Origin of the sequence: Nostoc sp. (assembly GCF_036917155.1) — a bacterium.
GTDB lineage: Bacteria > Cyanobacteriota > Cyanobacteriia > Cyanobacteriales > Nostocaceae > Nostoc.
In genome coordinates this window covers 1-24,425 of sequence record NZ_JBALDZ010000235.1, presented here as the reverse complement: position 1 = coordinate 24,425, position 24,425 = coordinate 1, and the positions used below count along the sequence as shown (strand labels likewise).

Genomic DNA, 24,425 nt, shown 5'->3' with positions numbered 1-24,425 from the left:
ATGGCTAATGGCTAATGGCTAATGGCTAATGGCTAATGGCTAATGGCTAATGGCTAATGGCTAATGGCTAATGGCTAATGGCTAATGGCTAATAGCGAATCGTAAAAACAATAATCAATCAGCAATCATCAATTAGCAATCATCAATTAGCAATCAGCAATTAGCAATTAGCAATTAGCAATTAGCAATGTAAAAAATGACCATAGAATTTGAATTTTTACCAAAACTACCAAAATCAAATTTAGACGATCGCACCTTCAAAGACTTAGTAGACGAGTGCATTCTTCGCATCCCGCGCTATTGTCCTGAGTGGACGAATTACAATCCGGGCGACCCTGGTATCACGTTGGTAGAACTGTTTGCGTGGCTGACTGACCAGATGATGGTGCGCTTTAACCAAGTGCCGCGACGTAATTTTGTCGTGTTTCTGGAAATGCTGGGTATTCGCTTGCTCCCAGCCGCCCCAGCCCAAACAGAACTAACGTTCTACCTGAGTTCAGCCCTTCCCCATACTTACGAAATTCCCGCAGGTAGAGAAGTTGCGACTATTCGCACCGAAACAGAAGAGGCAATTGTCTTTAGTACTGACGAAACTCTGAGAATTGGTCAGCCGGAAATTACCCACTTGTTGACAGCGAGGACGGCAGAAACAACACCAACAGTATTACGCGATCGCCTCACAAATCTCTGGACGCGACATAATGACAATTGGGAAGGTCGCGCCCAGTCGATTTTTGATGAACATCCCCAACCGGGAAACTGTTTTTACCTCGTATTCAGTCCCGAACAGCCAATTACCGGCAACGTCCTCGCCATCAAACTACGGGGAGAAGCCGCTACATCCACAGGTATCAACCCAGATAAACCGCCCCGCCATTGGGAAGCTTGGAATGGGCAATTTTGGCAACCGATTCTCTTGCAAGAGTCGGATGATGGCACTCGTGGTTTCAGCTTTAGTGATGGGCAACCCTCCGCCCCCAACACCGTTGCAGAAGCTGATGTTGTGCTGCACTTGCCTCAAGAATTTCCCGTCACCTACTTTGCCGCTTATCAGGGACGCTGGCTGCGCTGTGTTTATACGCTACCAATGGGTACACAGTCAGGATACACTTACTCGCCTCAGTTAATCAGCATTTCTGCTCGTTCCATAGGCGGTACGGTGAATGCCAGTCAGTGTAATTTAGTACAAGATGAATTAATTGGTAAAAGTGACGGCACTCCCGGACAGAAATTTCAACTGCAAAATACCTCAATTTTGCCACGAGAACCAGAAGAACACATTCTGATATCGCCGCCTGGAGGGTTGCCGGAGATTTGGAGCGAGGTCAACGATTTTGCTGATTCCAGTCCATCTGACCGTCACTATCGGATAGATTCACTGACCGGAGAAGTGCAGTTTGGTTTTTTAATTCGGGAACCAGCCCAGATGCGCGAAGAAGTACAGCTACGGGGAAGAATACAAATCACTGGTGAAAGCATCACACAACTTGGAGAACAGGCGCAGTTTGTCCAACAGATGGAGCGACAGTATGGAGCCATCCCCCCCAAAGGTTCACTAATTCGGATGGTTGCATACCGCACAGGAGGTGGACGCAAAGGCAACGTAACTAGCGGCTCCTTGCGAATTCCCAAAACCGCAATTCCTTATGTAGAAAGGGTGATCAATCATGTCGCCGCTCGGAATGGTGCTGATGCGGAATCTTTAGAAGATGCCGTGATGCGAGTGCCACGAATACTCAGGACACGCGATCGGGCCGTCACTCCCGAAGACTTTGAAACTTTGGCACTGCAAGCTGGCAGAGGTGCAGTTTCCCGTGTCTGTTGCCCCCCACGCGCCAATGACGAAACTACCAGGGGCATAGTAGACTTGTTAATTGTCCCGCAAGCCAACACAGACAGCATTAACCGTGCAGAAGGCATCAACCCGACTCAATTTGCACTCAACCAAGCCCTGCAAGCACAAATCCTCAGTTATCTAGATGAGCGACGCTTATTGGGCGTACAAGTGCGGTTACGGGAACCAGAATATGTTGGTGTTGCCGTACAAGCAGAAGTGGGACTAGAGCTAGAATACAACAATCCCCATGCACAGCAGGCGATTCTCCGCAGCTTGCAAGTAGCCTTATACCGTTTCCTCAACCCACTCACAGGTGGACTTGATAGTAAAGGCTGGCAATTTGGTGCCAGCGTCTACCCATCAGATATCGTCAGCTTATTTCAGAAAACAACCGGAGTCCGCTTTCTCGGAACCATCCTTTTATTTGAACTCCGCCGACAAGATTCCACTTGGACACGCTCTCTAGCACCTAATAACATCATCAACCCCGGAACTCTGGGACTAATCTGCTCCTGGGCAGATAGTGAACTGCGATCGAGTCATGCAATTACTGTAATTTAGTCAATTGCTAATTGCTAATTGCTAATTGCTAATTGCTAATTGCTAATTGCTAATTGCTAATTGCTAATTGCTAATTGCTAATTGCTAATTGCCAATTGCTAATTGTTTTTCCCATTAGCCATTAACCATTAACCACTAGCCATTAACCATTAACCATTAACCACTAGCCATTAGCCATTAGCCATTAGCCATTAGCAATTAGCAATTAACCATTAGCCATTAGCCATTAGCCATTAGCCATTAGCAATTAGCAATTAACCATGACACAATCCCACAAAAGCCAACTTCTAAGTCTGCAATTGACTCCAATGCAAATTCCGGAAGCAATACCAGTTTCGGAAGTAAAACGCCCTACTTCTTGGGGAGGAATGGGTACAAAGGCTCAAGAGCGCCTGAATTTAAGCTTGTTGCTGCGCCCAGGAGAACCGAGTGAGATGGTGGTACAAGTGAGAAATGTGGGATCTCGCCCCGTACAGTTGGATTTGCAAGTAAAAGGAGACTTTCCTCAAGAATGGTGTCGCATTGGGATGGAGGGGTCTGAAGTCCGCGTGGGTCAGCAGATGGAAGCAGTGTTGTATTTTAGAATACCTACTGACTTTTTTGAGTCCCTCTCGGCGCTACATCCTAGCGAAACTCTGAAACTCAACTATATAGTTCATCTCCATGCCTACTTAATTGAGTCAGAGACAAGTAAAAGAGAAGTAGAGAGTACTACATTCAATCTTTATGTACGTCCTCCCAGTCTATACCTCAACTTCCTGCCTGCTATTTATCGCGAAGTGGATTTTGTCGGGCGTTTTCTCAAAATCTTTGAGCAAAGCTTAGAACCTTGCGTTCATACCTTAGAAAATCTCTGGGCTTACCTCGATCCCTTGACTGCACCCCAAGCGATGCTACCATTTCTGGCTCATTGGGTAGCTTGGAATCAAACACCACAAATCGGACTAGAACGACAACGCTATTTGATTAAAAGCGCCATGCAAATTTACCAATGGCGTGGTACGCGGCGGGGATTGCGTTTTTACTTGCACTTAGCAACGGAGTTACCTTTAGATGACCACATATATGACGAGAAAGATAAGCATATTGGAATTACCGAATTTTTTAGTCGGGGGTGTGTTTTTGGAGAAGCAAAGTTAGGGGAAGACTCTATTGTAGGTGGTAGTCGCCCGTTCCATTTCACACTACATTTGCGTCCAGAAAACAAAAATCAAATTGATGAATCTTTTGTCCGTAGTGTAATTGAACAAGAAAAACCTGCATTTTGTACTTATGATTTAAGTATTCAGAATGGCTAATGGCTAATGGCTAATGGCTAATGGCTAATGGTTAATGGTTAATAGCTAATGGCTAATGGCTAATGGCTAATGGCTAATGGCTAATGGCTAATGGCTAATGGCTAATGGCTAATGGCTAATAGCTAAGATTATAAATAAAAAACCGCAGAGGAGAAAAACAGAAAGATGTTATTATTGCGAATCATTATAGAATTTATATTGCCAATTAACAATTAGCAATTAGCAATTAGCAATTAGCCATTAACAATTAACAATTAACACTTAGCAATTAACAATTAAATTCCCTATGTCCTCACACTTTCTACCTTTATCAATTAAGCCTTTACAACGACTACAAGTCAATAATGGTTTGTTGCTCACAGCCGAGCATTGGCGATTGGCTCATGATTACCACCGCCAACGTCAGAATATTTATTATCAGTCACTACACCAAGCTGGTATTGTTAGCGGACTAGGCGTTTGCGTAATTCCACCACCTTCTGAAGTAGCACAAGAATACCGGGATGGGCGCTGGCTGCTAATTCAACCAGGGGTTGCCATTGACCACAATGGCAACCCCATCATCGTACCGCAGCCGCTAGCATTTCATATTGCTTCAGAGTCATCTATTAGCGGTTCTTTGGTGGTATACGTGGTGATTAATTATGTAGATCCAGACCGTCTGCAAGGTTTGGAAGAACGGCAACTGCTTCAAGAAACTTTTCGCATTGATGAAAAGATTACATCACCAAATGATACTGATGTGGAACTGTGTCGGGTTTTGCTCGAGCCTGGTGAGGTGCAGCTAGAACCAGCCACAGATGTACTAAATCCTGAAGCGAACCAGTTGGATCTACGCTACCGCAAGCTGGCACAAGTCCGAAGTTTAGAGCAAGTCCGGGTAGCACAAGTAATTCCGGGACAGACGGGGGATGCTGTGACTTTTGCAAAGTTTTCTTACCTGATGCAATCAGTTACGGCTCTTTACCCAGCTATACAGGGAACAATTAACCAGGTGACATTGCAAGCAGGTGCAGAGCAATTAGATTACGATTTGCTCTATTTCACGCTTGGGCAACTGTTGACATTACAAGAGTCTGAGCGTCAGAGTTTACGTCAATATTTAGCAGGTGGGGCGGTGATACTGCTAGAAGTGTCGATACAAGAGGCGAATATTGTTGAACTAAGTGCCGTCAGACAGCAATTGCGATTTGCGATCGCCAACCTCACCGATGAGTCAGAAATCGCCTCAGTTCGTCAAGAGATAGAAGCGGAACTCAACGCCGTTGAGTCAAATTTAACTCAGCAGTTACAGGAATTTTCGCAACCAATCCGCGATTTCGCTGAAGATATAGGCATTAATACCGCCAATTCAGATACTTTGAGTTGTAACCATTCTTTACGTAATCAACCGTTTCTCTTTGCTCAATTGCCAATTGTGCAAAATTACCCGATTCACCTATTTAACTGGGGTGGCATTGTACTGATAGTTGGTTCACTTTCTAGTGCTTGGGGAATTGATGACACTTTATCACTATCAAGAGAAACAATCCGTACTGCCCAGGAAATGGGAATTAATATTCTGCATTTTGCATGGCATCGCCATCAATTAACGCAGTTGCAGCAAATTGCTAAGGCTAATGGTTAATGGTTAATGGTTAATGGTTAATGGTTAATGGTTAATGGCTAATGGCTAATGGTTAATGGCTAATGGTTAATGGCTAATGGCTAATGGCTAATGGCTAATGGGAAAAAAATTAGCAATTAGCAATCAGCAATTAGCAATCAGCAATCAGCAATTACTTATAACTAAAAAAATGCCTTCCATCAAAACAACTGTTCCAATCGCTTTTTTAGTTCCCCTACTAACTTGTGTAGGACTATTGGGAACGATTGCTTTATATACAAGTCATAACGACGCTGAAAATTTTTCGCGGCAAAGTCTGACAATGATGAGTGAACAGATTACAGAACATCTGAGAAAATATTTAGAAACACCGCATACAATTAATCAAATAAATGCTGATGCAATCGAGCAAGGTCAATTAAATTTGGACGAACCAAATAAATTGGAGCGCCATTTTTGGTATCAAGCCAAGGCGTTTAAATCTGTGAATGGTATCCAATTTGGTTATGAAGCAGCTGGCGAACTACGAAGCATTGTTAGAGACAATAGTAATAAGGATGAGCTGATGTTTAATGTTGCCGATGCATCCACTAAAAGGGCATCTGTAGTCTATAAAGCAGATGAGCTAGGAAATCGCGGCAAGGAGTTAGGTAAACCATCAAAATACGATGCCCGCATTCGTAACTGGTATCAAACGGCGGTGAAAGCTCGAAAGCCGACTTGGACGGGAATTTTTGAGAAAAAAACTACTGAAAAAATTCAACTGCGTATCTCAGCAGTGCGTCCCGTTTATCAACAAGGTAGTCGTAAGCTGCAGGGCGTTTTGGCAGTAGATTTTTTATTGACTCAAATCGGTGAATTTCTCAAAAAATTGAGTCACGATAATTCTAGAGAAATTTTTATTGTAGAACGTTCTGGAGAATTAATTGCCGCATCAACTGACAATCGTATTTTTGACGATCAAGGCAAGCAAATTGAAGCTAAGAATTTTTTTCAAGAGCCACTGATTAAAGCCACTGCTGAATATGTGAACAAGGAATACAATGGCTTTAGCAAGATTGAAAAGGAAGAGCAATTTAAGTTTTCTTCACGAAGGACAGAACCTGATTGGGTGCAAATTACTCCCTTTCAAGACAAATATGGTCTTAGCTGGTTGGTAGTCGTGGTTGTGCCAGAAAAAGAATTTATGGGAGGTTTCCAGCGCACTAGAGATGTCACTATTATTGTCGGACTGGGTGTGTTAGCGTTCAGCTTGCTGATGGGACTGGTGGTGACTCGCTGGTTAACTAAGCCTATCTTGGAAATGAATGATGCAGCAAAGCAAATTGCATCTAGTGAATTTGACTTAAACAGTCTCACACCCTTAGCCAAACGTTCTGATGAAATTGGGCAATTGGCGCGGGTGTTTCAAGAAATGGCTGATATAATTTATAGCCGTGAAAAGAGTCTCAAAGACCGGGTACAGCAGTTGCTTTCGGAAACTGACAAAGCCAAGAAAACTGCTTTATTAAAGCAGATGACTGGCAATGTTGATTTCCAAGAATTATTAATGCGATCGCGCTCATGTAGAGAAAAAACTACATTAACGACACAAAATTTAAATAAGCTACTGCACCTCGTTCCTTATTTTCAAGATTTTAACTCTATTCAATTACAAAATCTCATTAAAATTGGTTATCAAAATACCTTATTTACAGACGTTATAATATTTCGTGAAGATGAAATAAATAACAAGTTTTATCTTATTATCACAGGCAGCGTCGAACTCTATATTGAAAAAGTGCAAAAGCCTTTAAAGGTTCTTTCTGCCGGAGAATTTTTTGGGGAAGAATCTTTGTTATTTAGCACTCCCCAAGTTGCAACAGCACGTACCCTAGAACCAACCACTTTGTTTATTATTGACCAACAAGAATGGCAAACCCTATTACTAAATCAAAAAGAACTGGCTAATGGCTAATGGCTAATGGCTAATGGCTAATGGCTAATGGCTAATGGCTAATGGCTAATGGCAATTAGCAACTAGCAACTAGCAACTAGCAACTAGCAATTAGCAACTAGCAACTAGCAACTAGCAATTAGCAACTAGCAACTAGCAACTAGCAACTAGCAACTAGCAATTAGCAATTAGCAATTAGCAACTAGCAATTAGCAATTAGCAATTAGCAACTAGCAACTTTATATGTTAAATCAACTTATTACTACGCAAATTTCTACAAAAGAAATTACCTTTGAGCCTGGAGGAGAACCTGTATCTTTTGATGTTAATGTGGTTAACAATAGCGACCATTTTGCAACTTTTCAAGTTGAACTGCTGGCAGCTGGCGCTAAGACGGGTAAAAGTTCTAATTGGTACAATATTTCTCCAGAAGTATGTACTAAAAAACCTCCAGGAGACTCAACTCAGTTTTCTATCCGTATAATTGATAGCCCCAAACCTGGGTTTACAGGGTTAATGACGGTAACAGTGCGGGTTTTTTCGCTAGAGTTACCTTCTTCTGATAGTCGCTTGGTTATCAGGTTAATAATACCAGGTACAGGCTCTGCTGCACCGCAAATTGACTTACCCAACCAAGAGTTTAAAAGCTATCCAGGGGAAAACTTGGAAATTTCTGTTTTCCTAGAAAGTTTTAACCAACGAGCGAGTAAAGTTACTCTGCGCTTGTTAGGTTTAGATTCCTCGTGGTTTCCCAATGGTATAGAGAAGCGTCTGCTACTTTCTGAGGGTGAAAAGATAAAAGAAGTTTTTGAGTGCCAGATTCCTAGCACTGTCGAAGCATTGAGCGATCGCTACACTTTTACTATTGAAGCAAATCAGTCAGAAGCGCCTTTGGTTCATGTCCAAGGCTATTTAACTGTTTTACCTGAAGGATTTATAGATTTTCAATGTATTCCATTACGCCAAAAAATTCCAGAAAAACCTGGTGGGTGGCGTGACAGAAATGCCGATACTGCTGAATATACGCTGCAATTTGATAATCAAAGTAATCTCCGTCAGCAAGCAAGTGTTGAAGTCAGTTATGTGGAGGAGAAAAAAAAGACTTTAGATTTAAGATTTGGGATTCTAGATTCAATTAAATCTAAAATCCGTCTACTCAAGCAGCCAGAGACTGTTAACGAGCCAATCCCAAATTCCCAATCCCAAATTTCTAGTCCCGAATTTGAGGTGATGCCAGAAAAAGCAGACCTCAAAGAGGGGGAACTAACGCAGTTTAGTCTCAAGGTGCGGCAAAAACGCCCTTGGTTAGGTTGGACAAAACGCAAATTTTTACAAGCCAAAGCTATTACAGATGACAAGCGGATTGAAGTACACAATGATACGCAATCTTTAGAGTTACAGGTGCTACCTGTAATTCCCGAATGGCTTCAACTGGGAGGATTTTGTCTGGTAGTGATGTTGAGTATGGCTTTAAGTAATTGGTTGCTTTGGCGTGAGCAACAACACACAGATACAGTTAGCACTGTCCGGTTCAACGGATTGGGAGAGGAAGTGGTTAGTGGTTCTAATGACCAAACTATCCGCCGATGGCGCGTACAGTCAAACCAATTAGCGCCTTTAGGAGTGTTGCTAAAAGCAGATAAAGCTGTGCGAGTAGTGCGTTACCGTCCCGTGAACAACGATAAAGTAGCAGTAGGATTTGAAAACGGTCAAATTCAACTGTTTGATTTGCTATCAGGAAAAGCCGAGCCTCCCTTCACCGCTAGAATAGACGATCGTGTATTTGATTTGATGTTTAGCAAAGACTCGCGATCGCTATTTAGCGGTCATGGTAGTGGATTAGTTGTGCAGTGGAAGCTAGATGGAGCATCAAGTCGGATATTCCGTAAGCAACAGGTAGGATTTGCGGTAAATGCCTTAGCTTTGGTTGGGGAAGCAGAAAGTCATCTCGCAATTGCTGGCAGATTCAACCAACTAACTCTTTGGGATTTGAAAACTAATCAACTACATTCTGTGTCTACTGGTTCTAGCACTAATAAAGACTATATTTTCACTATAGCCTCTAGCGACAGCAAGCCTAATCTGTTGGTAACAGGAGACAACCAAGGCACGATCAAAATTTGGAACTTACACCCCTGCCTGAGCAATAAAGCTAAATGTGAATTGGTAGATGAGTGGACTGCCGATTCGCAAGCTGTGCGTGCTGTAGCTATGAGTAGTGATGGTTGTTACTTAGCAAGTGCAGGCGAAAACGGTCAGGCAAAGCTTTGGTCATTAAATGAGCAGGGCGAGCGTAGCAGTAACAATTTAACAGGTAAAGTACTCATAAACTCTGCCAAACCGCTGACAAGTATTGATATAATCCGCATTCAAAAAGAAATTTTAGTTACCAGTGGCTCAGAAGAACGCCTAGTGAAACAACAACGTGTTAAACAGTTACCTTCGGATTGTCATTAATTGCTAATTGCTCATTGCTCATTGCTAATTGCTAATTGCTCATTGCTCATTGCTCATTGCTCATTGCTCATTGCCATTAACCATTAACCATTAGCCATTAGCCATTAGCCATTAACCATTAGCCATTAGCCATTAGCCATTAACCATTAGCCATTAGCCATTAGCCATTAGCCATTAGCCATTAGCCATTAGCCATTAACCATTAGCCATTAGCCATTAGCCATTAGCCATTAGCCATTAGCAAAAAAACAAGATAATGTTAAGCAAACATTTGGACTCACATATAACAGAAGCAAAAGTAAGTAGCAGTATTCTCCACTCTACTGGCGCAAAACCACTCTTTGTGATTTTAAGCGCTTCTGGTAAAGATGCTGTGTCAGCGGGGTCAACTTTTGTTTTAAGTGTGACAGTTGGCAATAAGGGCAAGCAAAGTGCTGTTATAGAAGTCTACATTGAGGAAGTATCATCAGGAGTACGCTCGTGGTGTAATTCTGGACGAGAATATCTGGCGTTGGGGTCAGAACAGAGTGAAGAGGTAGTCTTTAAATTTGATCTGCCTGTTGATACGCTACCAGGAACTTACAGCTATATTGTAGTGGTTGATGCCCACGAGCATTACCCTGAAGATACACCAATTCGGTACGAACAGTACATCCAAGTGTTGCCTGCAACTAATGATATTGTTAGTAGCAGTGAACCTACTTTTATCTTACAACCTGTTACTAGTTCTACTAACCAGGCTGTGATTCAGCAGGGAGGAACGCTGGCTGTTCAGGTGTTAGTGCAAAACCGGGGCGATCGCGTTGATCGCTTTCGGCTGGTTTGTTCTGATTTGCCTAAAACTTGGTTTAGCATTACTTATCCTCAAGGTTTCCAGGGCGCTGGATTAATCTTTCAGTCTGACAGTTTGAACCTGAACCCAGGCGAGTGTGGGGTAATTATGCTTGTGATTACTCCAGGTATGGATGCGCTGTCTGGTAAGTATGTCCCAACTTTGCGGCTATACTCGGAAAACTATCCAAACTTGATAATGCTGGATTTAGTTTATCTGCAAGTACCGCCAAGACATTTACTCCAGACAGAATTACGCTCAATTATTAATCGGGTACGAACTAAGCCAGGACTGTTTCAATTACAGTTGACGAACTATGGCAATACACGACGGCAGATTTCTTTGCAAGTTAAAAATCTCGATGAGTTAGAAATCTGTTCCTACACTTTAGAGCAGTTTCAAGGATTTGTGCAGCCACAGGAAACTGTAGGTATCAACTTGCAAGTACACCCACAGAAGTGGTGGCGGCGTCCGTTAATTGGTGGTGGGCGAATCGTTAACTTCTGCGTTGATTTAGAAGATCCCCAGCAGTTGCCTATCCCTAACAATAGTTTACCAGGAGTGTTGGTGTGGGAAGCCCGTCCTTTATGGCAATTGTTACCTTTTTTATTTTTAGGTTTATTGGGTGTGGGGGCTATTGCGTATTTAATCTGGTGGGTACTATTTAGAATTCCCCCCTCGCCTAAAATTGTCGAGTTGTATCCAGAGGACAGTACCTACTCTGCTCTTAACAGCGATGTGGTGCATCTTGGGTGGCAAATCAGCGATGTTAATCGCCTGCAAACTCTGAAAATTGTCGGGTTGTCTGTTGATGGCACACCTCTGACTCGTCCAGAAGTGTATGATTTTAATCAAGGTGTACCTACGGTGCTGCAACCTTTCTGTACTAAAAAACAAAGTTCACTAATTTGTCGTCAAGTCCGTACCAGCGCCCGCAAAAGTGCTACTTACGTTTTTGAAATGACTGCCCTACCAAAGCCCGGACGGGGCGCTGTTATGGACACGAGCAAAACCACCCCGGTAGCAATTGTTCCCATTCCCCAGCCTTCTATTGTTGTCTTTAGCTCAACACAACCGATATATCAAGAAGTTGGAGGACAGGAGACAAAAGACAAAAGCCAAAAGCCAAAAGGCAGAAGTCAGAAATCAGAGAGCAAAACTGAGGAATCCAGCAAGCCTGTGGATGATGAGATTCGCCTCAATTGGTCTGTGACACATCCCGAACAATTGCAATCACTACAAATTATCGGTCGGACTCCTGACAATCTAATAGTAAGTCCTGTAAAAACATACGACTTGAGTCAGGGCATTCCCCGCGAGTTGCGGAGGTTATGTACTGTTGAAGAACAGCTTGTCTGTCAGAAAGTGAAAACTGGTATCAAGAAACCAGGTAGTTACGTCTTTGCACTCAAAGCAATTCCCAAAGGTGGTGAAAATGACAAGCTTGAACCAAAACAGACAGAACTAATTAAAATTCTTCCCAGACCACCGCGTATTCTCAAGTTTACAATCAATGGTAAGCCTGTTAACAACAAATATCTCATTCCCATCAAAAAGGATAAAAAGGTTCTACCTCTAACTTTGTCTTGGCAGGTTGATGCTAGTGACTCTACGCAGGTTCAGTTACTTCCTGCACCTGGAAGTGTACCTCTAAAAGGCTCGATATCTCTAAATCCCGACCCAAAGCCTAGTAGCATGACACTGATGCTTCAAGTTACCACTACTACTGGGCAACAGCAGGTGCGATCGCTTATTATAGAAACCTACGATCCGCAAGCTCAAGACCCAGCTGTGGTGGCGGCGGCGGTTGTTGGACAGGCACTAATAAACGCCCAAAAAGCAGCAAGTGACGGGCAAAAGATCCCAGCAGATGGACAGAATGTAGATGCTTTTCACCAAGCAAGTCCCCAAGAAGATGAAGAAGATAGTAATAGTGATTCAGATATAAAACAGCCTCCTATCCTATTTCCTTTTGAGCAGTCACCTCAATTTGATAGATCAAGTACAAAGTAGAAACTTTACTTAATGCCCTTGATCTACAATTCTTTATCTGTGGCATCGGGTTAGAGATGGAACTTTGACTTGGAGCAGGTTTCAACTATTAGCCGCGCTCATTGCTTATTTTTCTGGTAAATTTCCCACAGTTGTTGTAAGTAGGTCAGCCCAATTAAAGCTAATGTGATTTTAAGAAGATTTTGGACAGCTTTTGGAAGGAGAAGTTGGACAACTTTGTCACTTAAAGGATAAAGTGGCCGTTTTTAAAGCATTAAGTGGCCACAGCACAGAACCTATGACAGAAGCGTATTTGAAATAATTGAATGCGATTGTGACTTAAAGGAAAAGATTGCCGAAAATTAAAGGATAAGCTTGCCGAACCTATAGCCTGACTGGTTTTATGGTCAAATCCCGTTTTGTGCTTTGCGATCGCAAAGCACAAAAATGCTCCCAAAGCCTATATTTAGCGTGGAACTCGCGACAAGCTTATTCTTTAATGAGATTCGACAAATAATTCAGAATTAATCGAAATAATAATGCTTTCAGCCTTTACTGCGGCAAGCTTTTACTTTAAAAAACGGCAATCTTTATTCTTCTTCAATGGTCATTAGTAAGGGCTTTAAGCCTATTTACGTTTTGTAATATACTTGGTTTTTTTTTGCACTAACTTACTTATTAATCTTCAAGATGGGAACTATAAATATATATATTTGCCGTGGTGTAGATGAAACTTAAATATAAAAATGAACTGTCAGCCAATATACTATTCTTATTGATTATAGGAATGTATTTTTTGGCCTTAGTGATTATTCCGAATATCTATTTAGATATGTACTTAAAGAGTAATATTAAACCCACCGTATCTAAATCAAAGATTATAGATGGAGATTTGTCCGTTAAGAAGCAGTAATGCTTCTTCGCTTAGGGCTTAAGCCAATTCTAAGACGAGTTTATGTACCCGAGGGAAAAACACCAATTGCCAATGTCAATTGGAGATTTAAGTGGTTATGGTTGTATGCATTCGTACATCCTAAAACAGGAGAAACAAAAGGCGTAGATTCTGCCATACGTCAATACAGAACTTTTTAATCAGGTTTGTGGATAACTCTATTACTAATAGTACCTCTAAGGAAGTTCTAGAGCGCCGGTCAAGTACAAGTAGTTGACGTAAAGCGCAGGATATGGGTGTTATGTTAATCGAACGTTTATCCCGCATTTCTCACTCTTCAGTAGGGGCGGGTTAACAGATATAATCCATCATTCATGAATGTCTCGCTTAACCCGCCCCTAAGACCTCTGCACTTCGGTTTGATAAATCTGGTGAGAAATCCTTATGCACTCAGTTTTAATGCGATCGCTAAAAACTAGACCTCAAAATTTAGCCATCAATAGGCGTTTTGACCATATACACGTAATGACGTTTTTGTCAACATATATTAGTTGACCGGCGCTCTAGCAGCATTGCGAAATGTACCAGAAGCCTACACTATATTTGGTACTCCAAATTAGTGCAGCTAGTTCACCACACTGGCAAAAACTCTAATCCGAACAAGCATCAGCTAGGTAGGCAGTAGCATCGTCTGCGAGTGCGGCGATCGTTTCCTGACTGAGTGAAGGCTCAGAAAATAGAAAATTCAAAAACATCTTTTTCTGAAACCTTAATGCCTCAACCACAAAAACACCTGGAAACGCCGATGCTGAAGCTACAGCATTAATTTCTTCGAGTTCAAATACTCCATACTGATGAGAAATATTAACTAAACCAAGCTTAGTAACTCCAACGCTAGCCATTACTTGATTTAGGAGTATCCCCCTCGTTGCCACTGCCAGTCCAGATGCTAGCATCATGCTAAATAGATCGTTGCGCTGGATATTCGTAGCGATTTCTTGTTTCACATTGCGTGCTAAATCCCAAAAGGACATACTTGGTTTTAGGGTGTGAAATGTAAAAGTCGATGAAGCTAACGACCCCATCTGCTCATCACTAATTACTGGTTCGAGACGGCGACGCAGATCTGCAAATGACTGACAACTCAAACAGATATCTCGCTTTTTTCCACCTGTAATTTTATTCGCGACTGCAAGCATCATGGCGGCAGACAAAGCACTTTGTTCGCTCGCTTTCTCCTTTCTGTAAACTTCATTGAATCGTTGGGTGAAAGTTTCATCAAGCTGGCGATAAACCACGTTAGCACGACGTAATTCCGGTGTCTGATACTGCTCAAAACCTAAAGTTTCGGGACGATGGGCGATATGTTGGCTGACAAGCCGCAACAGACAATCGATCGTATTTCCCATACCACTGTATCCTTGCATTGAGGGGGGGAAAAGCTCTGGCAATGCAGGCAGCACAGGTAAACGCGCCACTGCTTCGACAGATTCGCCCGCTGCTATCTTTTGACAGTACGTCAAGATATCTGCTTGGAGGCGGATGCAGAATGTGCCATCTGCAACGCCATGATGTAAGGTGACAATCAAAAAGCTGACTGTTGATTCCTTGGGTTCGCCGACAGGCTGAACCAATACGGCACGCATGAGATATTTGTCGCTTTCAATTTTTTGATTTAGTTCTTGCAAAACAATATTTTGCCACTGATTATCATCTTGGCTATGTACTAGTTGCAACGGGATCGTCACGCCTCCCTCTTCAAAGCGTGGGGAATCGGTAGAACCAACGATCCGACAATTTAGACGTGGGTGGCGACGTTGGATCAAGTCAATTGCCTGTCTCACAATGGCTGCACTCAGGGGTCCTCTAATACGGTTAATGACGACGTTAATTAATGCGCCCCCAAGCTGATTTGCAATTTCAAACACGCGTTCGTCAGGAGACAGTATTCTATTTACATTCAAAGTGGAAGAATTTATCTGCATTATAAATTACTCAAATACAATGTTAATATGTGGACAATTGAGTGCTTAAATAGTTCAACCAACGACTGAGAGCGATCGCCCCATCAACTGTTCCGAAAACGCGATCGTCATTTTCGAGCTAGAAATCATATTGGTTAATTAGTCTTCTATATTTCTGCCTAGATACCATTTATAAAGTAAATCTTTAGACTAAAATTATCACTTTTTTCAATTAGATATCTCCGAAAATGAATGTAGAGACGTAGCACTGCTACGTCTCTACAAGGATTCTGGATAACGCATATTTAATTTCTGGAGATGTCTATTCTAATAAAGCTTGTTTTTCATGATACAATCACTATGCATTTAAGATTAATTGTTGTAATTGTTCATTGAAAGCGGCGGGAAACTCCATCCCCAGAGTGGGTGGAGAGGGACAGCCGCCCCGCCGCATTGGGTATTGGTAACTTCTTCCCCATGCCCCATGCCCTGTTCCCCATGCCCAAAAACTCCATCCCAAGAGTGGGTGGAGTTTTTCATCAGTTCTTTCCCCTCTGCTTGCTACGACGCAAAGTTTATGTGGCGCACCACTTGAATTATTGCGATCGCACATAGCAATAACACTCAAGATGATGGCTTTTATTTCCAAGTGAATGATCAACTTTAAGCTTGGGGAATTGGCAGTGAACAGAAAAGATCAAAAGTCAAAAGGAAATAGTACGTTGGCAAGGCAGTCTGTTGGCGAGGCAGTTCCCCACTTGTTTGTACAGCGTCTTTGCCAGCAGAAGCAACTGGTGTTTAAAAGTCAGGATGCTCCATTGCCGATCGTGCTTACCCTATGCTTCTGGTTAGGGAGCATTGCTGCCAAACCCGTACTTGGACAATCCATCGTTCCAGCTAATGATGGGACAGGGACAGTTGTGACTCAAGAGGGTAATCGCATCGACATCCAAGGGGGTAAGCTTTCTGGCGATCGGGCGAACCTATTTCACAGCTTGGAGAAATTTGGACTCAATCAGCAGCAGATTGCCAATTTTCTCTCAAATCCCAATATTCACAACATTCTCACCCGAGTTGTCGGCGGAGATCCTTCAACCATCAATGGACTGATTCAGGTAACTGGAGGAAATTCCAACTTATTCATCATGAATCCAGCTGGAGTCATCTTTGGGCCGAATGCCCAAATTAATGTTCCGGCTGACTTTACAGTAACGACTGCTACAGCAATTGGCTTTGACAATCGCCTTTGGTTTAATGCAACAGGTAAAAATGATTACTCAAATTTAAATGGTAATCCCTCTGGGTTTGCCTTTGATTTCGCCAATCCTGGGACTATTATCAATGCTGGTAGTTTGTCAGTTTTAGAAAAACACAATCTGGCTTTAATCGGTGGGAGTATCATCAATACGGGAACATTGAGCGCACCCGGCGGAAATATCACTATTGCAGCAGTGCCGGGGACAAACCTGATTCGGATCTCTCAAGCAGGAAACCTGCTGAGTTTAGAGCTAGAACTGCCAAGAAATACAACAGACCAACACCTAGCAATTAACCCTCTGGATTTGCCAACGCTGTTAACCCAAGGGGCTAAGGGACTAAATCTTGGTGTGAGAGCTAATTTAGATGCTGGCACAGTGCAGTTAACACGATCTGGTACAACTATCCCAACTGCCGCAGGAACTACGATCGCTTCTGGAACCCTAGATGTTTCCAATACAGGAGTTATGCAGACAGGTGGTACAGTGAACGTCTTGGGCGATCGCGTCGGATTGATTGGTGCTAACATTAATGCCTCTGGCACAACTGGTGGCGGCATCGTTCGGATTGGGGGAGATTACAAAGGTCAAGGTATCTTGCCCAACGCCTTACAGACGTTTGTTAGCAGTGATTCGGTAATTAATGCTAACGCGCTGCTAAACGGTGATGGTGGTCGGGCGATCGTTTGGTCAAACGATCGCACTCAGTTCTTTGGTAAGATCGACGCCATCGGGGGGCTTAATACTGGGAATGGCGGGTTAGTAGAAGTATCTAGCAAGGGATTGCTCTTATTTCAAGGCTTGGTTGATTTGCGTTCGCGTAGCGTGTCCACAGGACTCTCGCCTACGGGTGAAGTCGGCACGCTCCTGCTAGATCCGACTGATATCACCATCAGCAGGGCGATCGATACCGCTAGTATGACCTTCGGTAGTGGGATATTTGCTGATACCACCACAACCTGTTCTAATCTCAACTCGACTACGCTACAAAATCAACTAGCTTTGAGTAATGTTACCGTTTCGACAACATCGGGTTTGGCTGGTAAAGGAGATATTACAGTCAGCAACCCGATCTTATGGAGCAGTGGTTCTTCCTTGAAATTAGCTGCCGATCGCAATCTCAACATCAATGCCAACATCGGCACAACGGGTACTGCCAATACAAATCTAACGCTAGAAGCTAATAACAGTATTTTTATCAACTCAGATGCCAAGCTAACAGCCAGTGGCGCGGGGAAGTTGGATGTCACCCTCAATGCAGATCGAGACGGTATCAATGGAGGAGCGATCGCCCTCAAAAGTGGTGCTGCGATCGATTCTAATGGAGGCAATATAGTTCTGGGCGGTAGTAGTAACCCCTTAAACGAGCCGGCACAAGGAACAGCAGCAAATCCTATTGGAGTCAGCCTTGATAGAGCTACTCTCAATTCTGGTAATGGCAATATTTCGATTAAAGGTCAGGGAAACAACGCTGATGCTAACGAGCAGAAAGGCATTTGGCTGAATAATAGCAGCATCATAGCCGTAAATGGAGATATCAGCTTAACTGGCATAGGTAATGGGAATGGAAAGAACAACAACGGCATTCAGCTTAACAATAGCCTGGTCAGCTCCACGGGGACTGGGAGGATTACACTCCAAGGTACTAGTAACGCTAGGGGAGGTATGGACAATGACGGCATTGAAGTAAACAGTAGCATCATTAACACAACTAAGACGGGGACAATTACTCTAGAGGGAATTGCCGGAGTCGGGACTAATATTAGTGAGGGAATATATCTCAGTTCCAATTCCAGAGTCAGTTCAGCCAATGGAAATATCAGCCTCATGGGTACTGGCGGGAATGGAGGGGGAAATCGTAACTTCGGCATTTTACTGGAAGACGGCGCAGAAGTAGAATCGACGGGGACAGGAAATATAAGCTTAGAAGGCGCTAGTAGTAATAACACTACAGAAGGAATTAGCATTAAGAACAGTTCCATTAACCCCACTGGAACAGGTAGTGGTACGATCGCCCTCACCGCTGATGAAATGAACTTCCTTGGCTCCACCCAAATCAAAGGTACTGGTATCCTTCAGTTGCAGCCTCGTACTTCTAGCTTAGGCATTACCTTGGGTGGCAACATTAACGATGCCCGTTTAAATCTAAATGCCAGTAAATTAAACACCTGGCAAAATGGCTTTTCTCAAATCTTGATCGGGCGAGATAACAGCAGCGGTACCATTACGTTGGCTGGTGATGTGACTTTCAATGACCCGGTTACTTTGCGATCGCCCTTTGGCTCAGGTTCCATCAACACTAGTGGATTTAAACTCACTGGAGCTGACAATGCCACCCTTAACCTACAAGCCAACCAAAACATTACCACTGGCGATGTGGTAAATCAAGGTCGAGAGATTAGAATAACCAGCATCAGTGGCAATATCAATACCGGTGCGGGAACTCTCAACACTAGTTCTACAACTGGGAATGGGGGAGCAATCGCTCTAGAAAGCGGCGATGCCATTTCTACGGGCAACCTTAACAGCTCAGGAGTTAACGGTGGTGCCATCATCGCCAAAGCTGCCACCAATATTACCACTGGCGCAATTGATTCCAGCAGTAGTTTCGGCAACGGTGGCAATGTCACCCTTGACTCCAGCAGTGACATTCAAGCTACCCAGATTAACGCCCAAGGTGGGAAAAACGGTAGAGGCGGTGACATAGATATCACCGCTAGACAATTTTTCCGAGTAACAGACACCTTCACCGACAGCAACAGCGGTCTGGCTAGCATTTCCACCCTTGGCGGTAACAGTGGGGGAGACATCACGATCCGGCATGGAGGAGGCAACTTAAATCCGTTTCAGATTGGCAATGCCTCGGTAAATGGTACAGCTGGTGCGATCGTTGGCGGGAAAATCTCTATTATCCCCCCTCCACCTCCAACTGAGACTCCATCTCCAACTCCACTTATTAATTTTAATCCCGTCGATCTCACCAATCCCTTTGCTCTGACCCAGCAACCAGAAGCAACCTTCGCCTCCACACAAGTAACTGACACCAACATGCCAGAACTGGAGGAAGTCTTCACCAAGACCTTTGAGAACCATTTGGGTATCGGCAATGTCCGCATCAAAACCCTAAAAGAAGCCCAGGCTATACTGCGCCGAATTGAAGAAGCCACTGGCATTAAACCTGCCCTGATCTATGTCTTATTTCAACCCAAAACCGAGCAAGACTCCAAATCTCAACAAGACGAGACTGCCAAGCAACCGGAACCTATCTGGGAATTCAATTCTCAAGGTCTGGAGCAGCGCCGACAGCAAGTACAACCCACTCAGCAACAAGCTCAAGGTAACTACCAGCTCGAACTCGTGATGGTCACTTCCTCTGGAACACCAATCAGACGGCAGATTAAGGGAGCGACGCGAGAGCAAGTCCTCAAAAACGCTCAAGAATTCCAAGGAGCTATCACTAACATTCAACGCTCCCCTCCCTACCTGGCTTTGGCACAAAAGCTCTATAAGTGGCTCGTTGGACCTTTGGAGAAGGATTTACAAGCTCAAAAAATCAAGAATCTCACCTTTTTGATGGACACGGGTTTACGCTCTGTGCCGATCGCCGCTCTGCATGACGGGCAAGGATTTATTGTGGAAAGATACAGCGTTGGTCTGATGCCCAGCCTATCACTTACTGATACTCGCTATGTGGATGTGAGAAATCAGCAAGTCTTAGCGATGGGAGCCGATCGATTCCCCGATCAAAAACCTTTACCAGCGGCGTCAGTGGAGTTGGCTTTAATCGCCAGTCAATTGTGGACTGGCAAGTTTTTCCTCAACGAAAACTTCACCGTGGAAAAACTCAAACAAGCCCGTGCTTTACAGACGTTTGGTATTGTCCATTTATCCACCCATGCCAACTTTCAGCCTGGTAATATCAATAAATCCTATATTGAGTTTTGGTATAGCAAAATACGACTTAGCCAATTGCGGCAGTTGAAGTTAAGTCAGCCATCAGTGGAACTATTGGTTTTGAGTGCCTGTCGCACAGCACTAGGTAACCCAGAAGCGGAGTTGGGATTTGCAGGCTTGGCGGTGTTAGCAGGAGTGAAATCAGCGATGGGCAGTCTATGGTCTGTCAACGATGAAAGCACAATGGGACTAATGACAACTTTCTACGAGAAATTGAAAGAAACTCCCATCAAAGCCGAGGCTTTAAGGCAAGCACAGGTAGCAATGCTCAAGGGTCAGGTGCGACTAGAGAAGGGTCGCTTGGTAACAGGGAGTAAGAGCTTTCCTTTACCCCCGCAGTTAAGACAGATAGGAGACAAAGAATTTGCTCATCCCTATTATTGGAGTGGTTTCACCCTCGTTGGCAATCCCTGGTAAGGGAGCAATACGGTTCGGGTAAAGGGAAAAGGGGAAGGGGAAAAGAGTGTAAGTCCTAATATATAAGGTTTTTTCTCTTTTAACCTTTTCCCTTTCCTCCAAAACCCGACAAGTATTGGAAAGGGTTTTTTATGAGCCGCTTTCCCCTTTACCCTTTTCCCCACTTCTGCAAGAATGATCGGTCTTCAACCGGACATGATATGATTTGCTGCTTCCAAGATTTACGTTCAACAAAAGTCCTTACGCGGATCGTAAACTACCTACACCGATTTGGAGTACCAAATGCGGAGTAGGCTTTATCCCAGATTTCGCCACCTGTCGGAAACAAAATGAATTTAGCAAAATGTTTTCAGTTTTTAGCGATCCTTGTTAGCACACTTTCTCCCACCATTGTCACTTTTGCTAGCTTGCCATCACGGCGACCGGCATCCAACTTGGAGTGGAAAGTCAGTCTCAAATTCCCACCTGTAGATGACCGAGGAGCGCCCTCTCAAACATTGGGTGGAGGAACGCGTGGCTCTTCTTGTATCGATGGGAGCGGAATACCGATAACGCCTTTGATGCCGTCAAAAAATAATTTTGGAAAAACGGTTGCAGCCAATCCAACACTATATTGGTACATTCCTCAAAATACTGCCCAATCTGGAGAATTAGCTTTGACAGATGAAGCCGGAAATCAGGTTTATCTGACAACTTTTAAACTCCCTAGTACTCCTGGGATCATTAAACTGGAATTACCAGCAAATGTTTCTCTCCAAATTGGTAAGTATTATCGATGGTACTTCACGATGATTTGCGATTTTCAAGACCGCTCTCAGGATGAATCTGTCAAGGGATTACTCCAGCGTACTGAAGTAAGTTCATCCCTAAAAAGTCAGCTAGCTGGGGCAGGACTTCTAGAACAGGCAAAAATTTATGCAGAGTCTCAAATTTGGCAGGAAACGTTGAATACTGTTGCTCAATTGCGCCGCGAGAAGCCCGCTGAATGGGAAGAACTTTTAAAATCAGTCGGTCTAGGGGCGATCACCAAAGAACCTTTCCTTGACTGCTGCACAAGCGATCGTTAACCTCAGTACAGTTATATGTGGGCAAAGTTAAAACGGCTACTCTGGCAAGGGCGCGGTGTTTTGATTACTACTCCTAGTGTGGCTGGTGTAGTCATCTTATTACGCCTTTCTGGTTTGATGCAGCCTTGGGAATGGGCAGCTTTTGATCAATATATGCGTCTGCGACCCCAAGAAGCACCCGATGAGCGGATTGTCATTGTCGGGGTAAATCTTGCAGACATGAAAAAAATTCGTCAGCCAATAGTTCCAGATGGTTTGTATGCTCAGTTGTTGCAAAAATTAAAAGCGAGGAAACCACGAGCTATTGGTTTAGATATCTACCGCGATTTCCCTGTAGAACCAGGACATCAAGAATTAACCAAAGTATTTGCATCTACCCCCAATTTAATCGGGATTCAAAGAGTGGTGGGGGATAACCAACGCGAGCCAATTGACCCGCCACCAGTACTCAAAGATAAAGGGCAAGTAGGTGCAAATGATTTGATTGTGGATGCAGATAAGAAGGTAAGGCGGAGTTTGCTCTACTTAACAGATAAAAATGGGGAGACTGTTTACAGTTTTGCATTATATTTAGCTTTACTTTATCTTGATGCCGAAGGTATTGCACCGGAAACTTCTGGACAGACAAAAAATTGGCAGTTAGGAAAGACAAGATTTACCCCCTTTGCCGGTAATGATGGTGGCTATGTGCGAGCTGATGACCGTGGCTACCAAATTTTAATTAATTACAGGGGAGCAGCCAGGCACTTTTCTACAGTCTCGATGACAGATATTTTAGGAGATAAGGTACCACCAGAATGGGGACGCGATCGCATTATTTTGATTGGTAACGTCAGCGAAAGTTTTGAGGATTTATTCTTCACTCCCTATAGTAGTGGTTTGTTGACTTCCCCAGAACCTATGGCTGGGGTAGAAATTCATGCAAATATGGCTAGCCAAATTATCAGTGCAGCTACAGCAGGTCGCCCACTAATTAAGAGTTGGTCGCAGCCAGTGGAAATAGGATGGATTTTTCTGTGGTCTTTTGTGGGTGCAAGTCTAACTTGGCAATGGCGATATGCAGGTGGGGTAACATTTTTGTCCCTCCAGAAAATAACTAGCCCAATTTTGCCAGCAGGTGTGCTATTAGCTAGTACTTATGCAGCCTTTATCGCCAGTTGGTGGATACCTGTAGTACCACCATTATTAGCTCTGTTAGGATCTGCGATCGCTATTACAGTCCACATCGCCCGTACTGCTGGAGAAATTCGTTATACATTTGGGCGTTACTTAAGCAAAGAAGTAGTCACTACCTTATTAGAAAGCCCAAAAGGTTTACAACTTGGGGGCGAACGGCGCAAAATCACCATACTCGTCTCCGACTTAAGAGGATTTACCAGTATTTCTGAACAATTACCCCCGGAAAAGGTTGTTCAAGTTCTCAACTTTTATTTAGCATCAATGGCAGATATCATTACCCAATATCAAGGAACCATTGATGAGTTTACAGGTGATGGTATTTTAGTGTTGTTTGGTGCGCCTACTGCCAAAGAAGACGACACTACAAGGGCTATTGCTTGTGCCATTGCTATGCAGTTAGCAATGACGAGTATAAATGAAAAGATGCAGCAGTGGAATCTGCCGCCATTAGAAATGGGAATAGCTGTCAACACAGGCGAAGTTGTTGTTGGAAATATTGGTTCTTATATCCGAACCAAATATGGTGTAGTCGGTAGCCAGGTGAATCTCACCTATCGTATTGAATCCTATACAATTGGAGGACAGATTGTTATTTCAGAATCGACATTTAGAGAAGTAGAGTCAATTGTTAAAGTCTGTGGACAAAAACAAGTACAAGTAAAAGGAATTAAACTACCAATAAATATTTATGAAGTTAGGGGGATTATTGGAGAATACAATCTCTTTCTAACTCAAGAAGAAGAAAAATTACTACCTTTAGCTGAAGCAATACCAATAGAATATACAATTCTAGATGAAAAGCACATTAAAGAAACCCTTTTTCAAGGCAGTTTAGTTAAACTTTCCACCAAGGGAGCTGAGGTACGTCCCAAGGATATAGAAAAGGATATCATCCCTTCTTTATTCAGTAATATTAAATTAGTTTTATCACCAAATTCTCCAAAAGAATTAAGCGTTGATATTTATGCTAAGGTTTTAGAAAAACCAATAGAAGATGGGGTATTTTATGTCTGCTTTACTACTAAAAGTTCTGAGATAAAAGTAATTCTTAGTAAGATTTAAGTAGGTAGGTGGGCTTAAAAAGGAACAGGGAACGGGCAACAGGCAACAGGGAAATCCCCATAATTAAAATCAGGGGATTTGTACAAGGACACATTGAAACATCGTGGCTGACGCC

The 24,425-nt window shown here is 43.3% G+C and carries 11 protein-coding genes and 1 pseudogene; 10 read left to right on the top strand and 2 right to left on the bottom strand.

Annotated elements, in window-relative coordinates; genetic code table 11:
• Positions 1 to 196: 196 nt before the first annotated feature.
• The 7 genes and pseudogenes from V7K67_RS31320 to V7K67_RS31290 form a co-directional block, all read left to right on the top strand.
• Positions 197 to 2,398: a putative baseplate assembly protein gene (locus V7K67_RS31320; protein WP_334730744.1), complete on the top strand. Its 2,202-nt coding sequence runs from the start codon at positions 197 to 199 to the stop codon at positions 2,396 to 2,398.
• A 260-nt stretch (positions 2,399 to 2,658) separates the two neighbouring features.
• The gene (locus V7K67_RS31315; RefSeq protein WP_334733122.1) at positions 2,659 to 3,696 is read left to right on the top strand and encodes a phage tail protein; all 1,038 of its coding nucleotides are present in this window, start codon (positions 2,659 to 2,661) and stop codon (positions 3,694 to 3,696) included.
• A 286-nt stretch (positions 3,697 to 3,982) separates the two neighbouring features.
• Positions 3,983 to 5,323, top strand: a complete 1,341-nt coding sequence (locus V7K67_RS31310; protein WP_334733123.1) for a hypothetical protein — start codon at positions 3,983 to 3,985, stop codon at positions 5,321 to 5,323.
• Positions 5,324 to 5,420: 97 nt separating this feature from the next.
• Positions 5,421 to 7,259 (top strand): cyclic nucleotide-binding domain-containing protein, encoded by a 1,839-nt coding sequence (locus V7K67_RS31305; RefSeq protein ID WP_335169918.1) that lies wholly within the window; start codon positions 5,421 to 5,423, stop codon positions 7,257 to 7,259.
• A gap of 222 nt (positions 7,260 to 7,481) precedes the next feature.
• Positions 7,482 to 9,695 carry a hypothetical protein gene (locus tag V7K67_RS31300; RefSeq protein WP_334733125.1) on the top strand — a complete coding sequence of 738 codons (2,214 nt, stop codon included), beginning with the start codon at positions 7,482 to 7,484 and terminating at the stop codon, positions 9,693 to 9,695.
• A 256-nt stretch (positions 9,696 to 9,951) separates the two neighbouring features.
• Entirely contained in the window at positions 9,952 to 12,540 is a 2,589-nt protein-coding gene (locus V7K67_RS31295) for a COG1470 family protein (RefSeq protein ID WP_334733126.1), read from the top strand.
• A 900-nt stretch (positions 12,541 to 13,440) separates the two neighbouring features.
• Positions 13,441 to 13,618, top strand: a pseudogene (locus tag V7K67_RS31290) (IS630 family transposase); the annotation flags it as partial.
• A 443-nt stretch (positions 13,619 to 14,061) separates the two neighbouring features.
• Here the strand turns inward: V7K67_RS31290 and V7K67_RS31285 are convergent.
• Positions 14,062 to 15,396: a phthiocerol/phthiodiolone dimycocerosyl transferase family protein gene (locus tag V7K67_RS31285; RefSeq protein WP_335169915.1), complete on the bottom strand. Its 1,335-nt coding sequence runs from the start codon at positions 15,394 to 15,396 to the stop codon at positions 14,062 to 14,064.
• A 337-nt stretch (positions 15,397 to 15,733) separates the two neighbouring features.
• Positions 15,734 to 16,003 (bottom strand): hypothetical protein, encoded by a 270-nt coding sequence (locus V7K67_RS31280; protein ID WP_334733128.1) that lies wholly within the window; start codon positions 16,001 to 16,003, stop codon positions 15,734 to 15,736.
• Between the two features lie 55 nt (positions 16,004 to 16,058).
• On the opposite strand from V7K67_RS31280, the gene V7K67_RS31275 reads away from it, so the two are divergent.
• From V7K67_RS31275 to V7K67_RS31265, 3 genes are all read left to right on the top strand, one after another.
• Entirely contained in the window at positions 16,059 to 21,002 is a 4,944-nt protein-coding gene (locus V7K67_RS31275; protein ID WP_335169913.1) for a CHAT domain-containing protein, read from the top strand.
• Between the two features lie 329 nt (positions 21,003 to 21,331).
• Positions 21,332 to 22,069, top strand: coding sequence for a DUF928 domain-containing protein (locus tag V7K67_RS31270; RefSeq protein WP_334733130.1), 738 nt, complete (start codon positions 21,332 to 21,334; stop codon positions 22,067 to 22,069).
• 15 nt (positions 22,070 to 22,084) lie between these two features.
• Positions 22,085 to 24,310 (top strand): CHASE2 domain-containing protein, encoded by a 2,226-nt coding sequence (locus V7K67_RS31265; RefSeq protein ID WP_334733131.1) that lies wholly within the window; start codon positions 22,085 to 22,087, stop codon positions 24,308 to 24,310.
• The last annotated feature ends 115 nt before the right edge of the window (positions 24,311 to 24,425 follow it).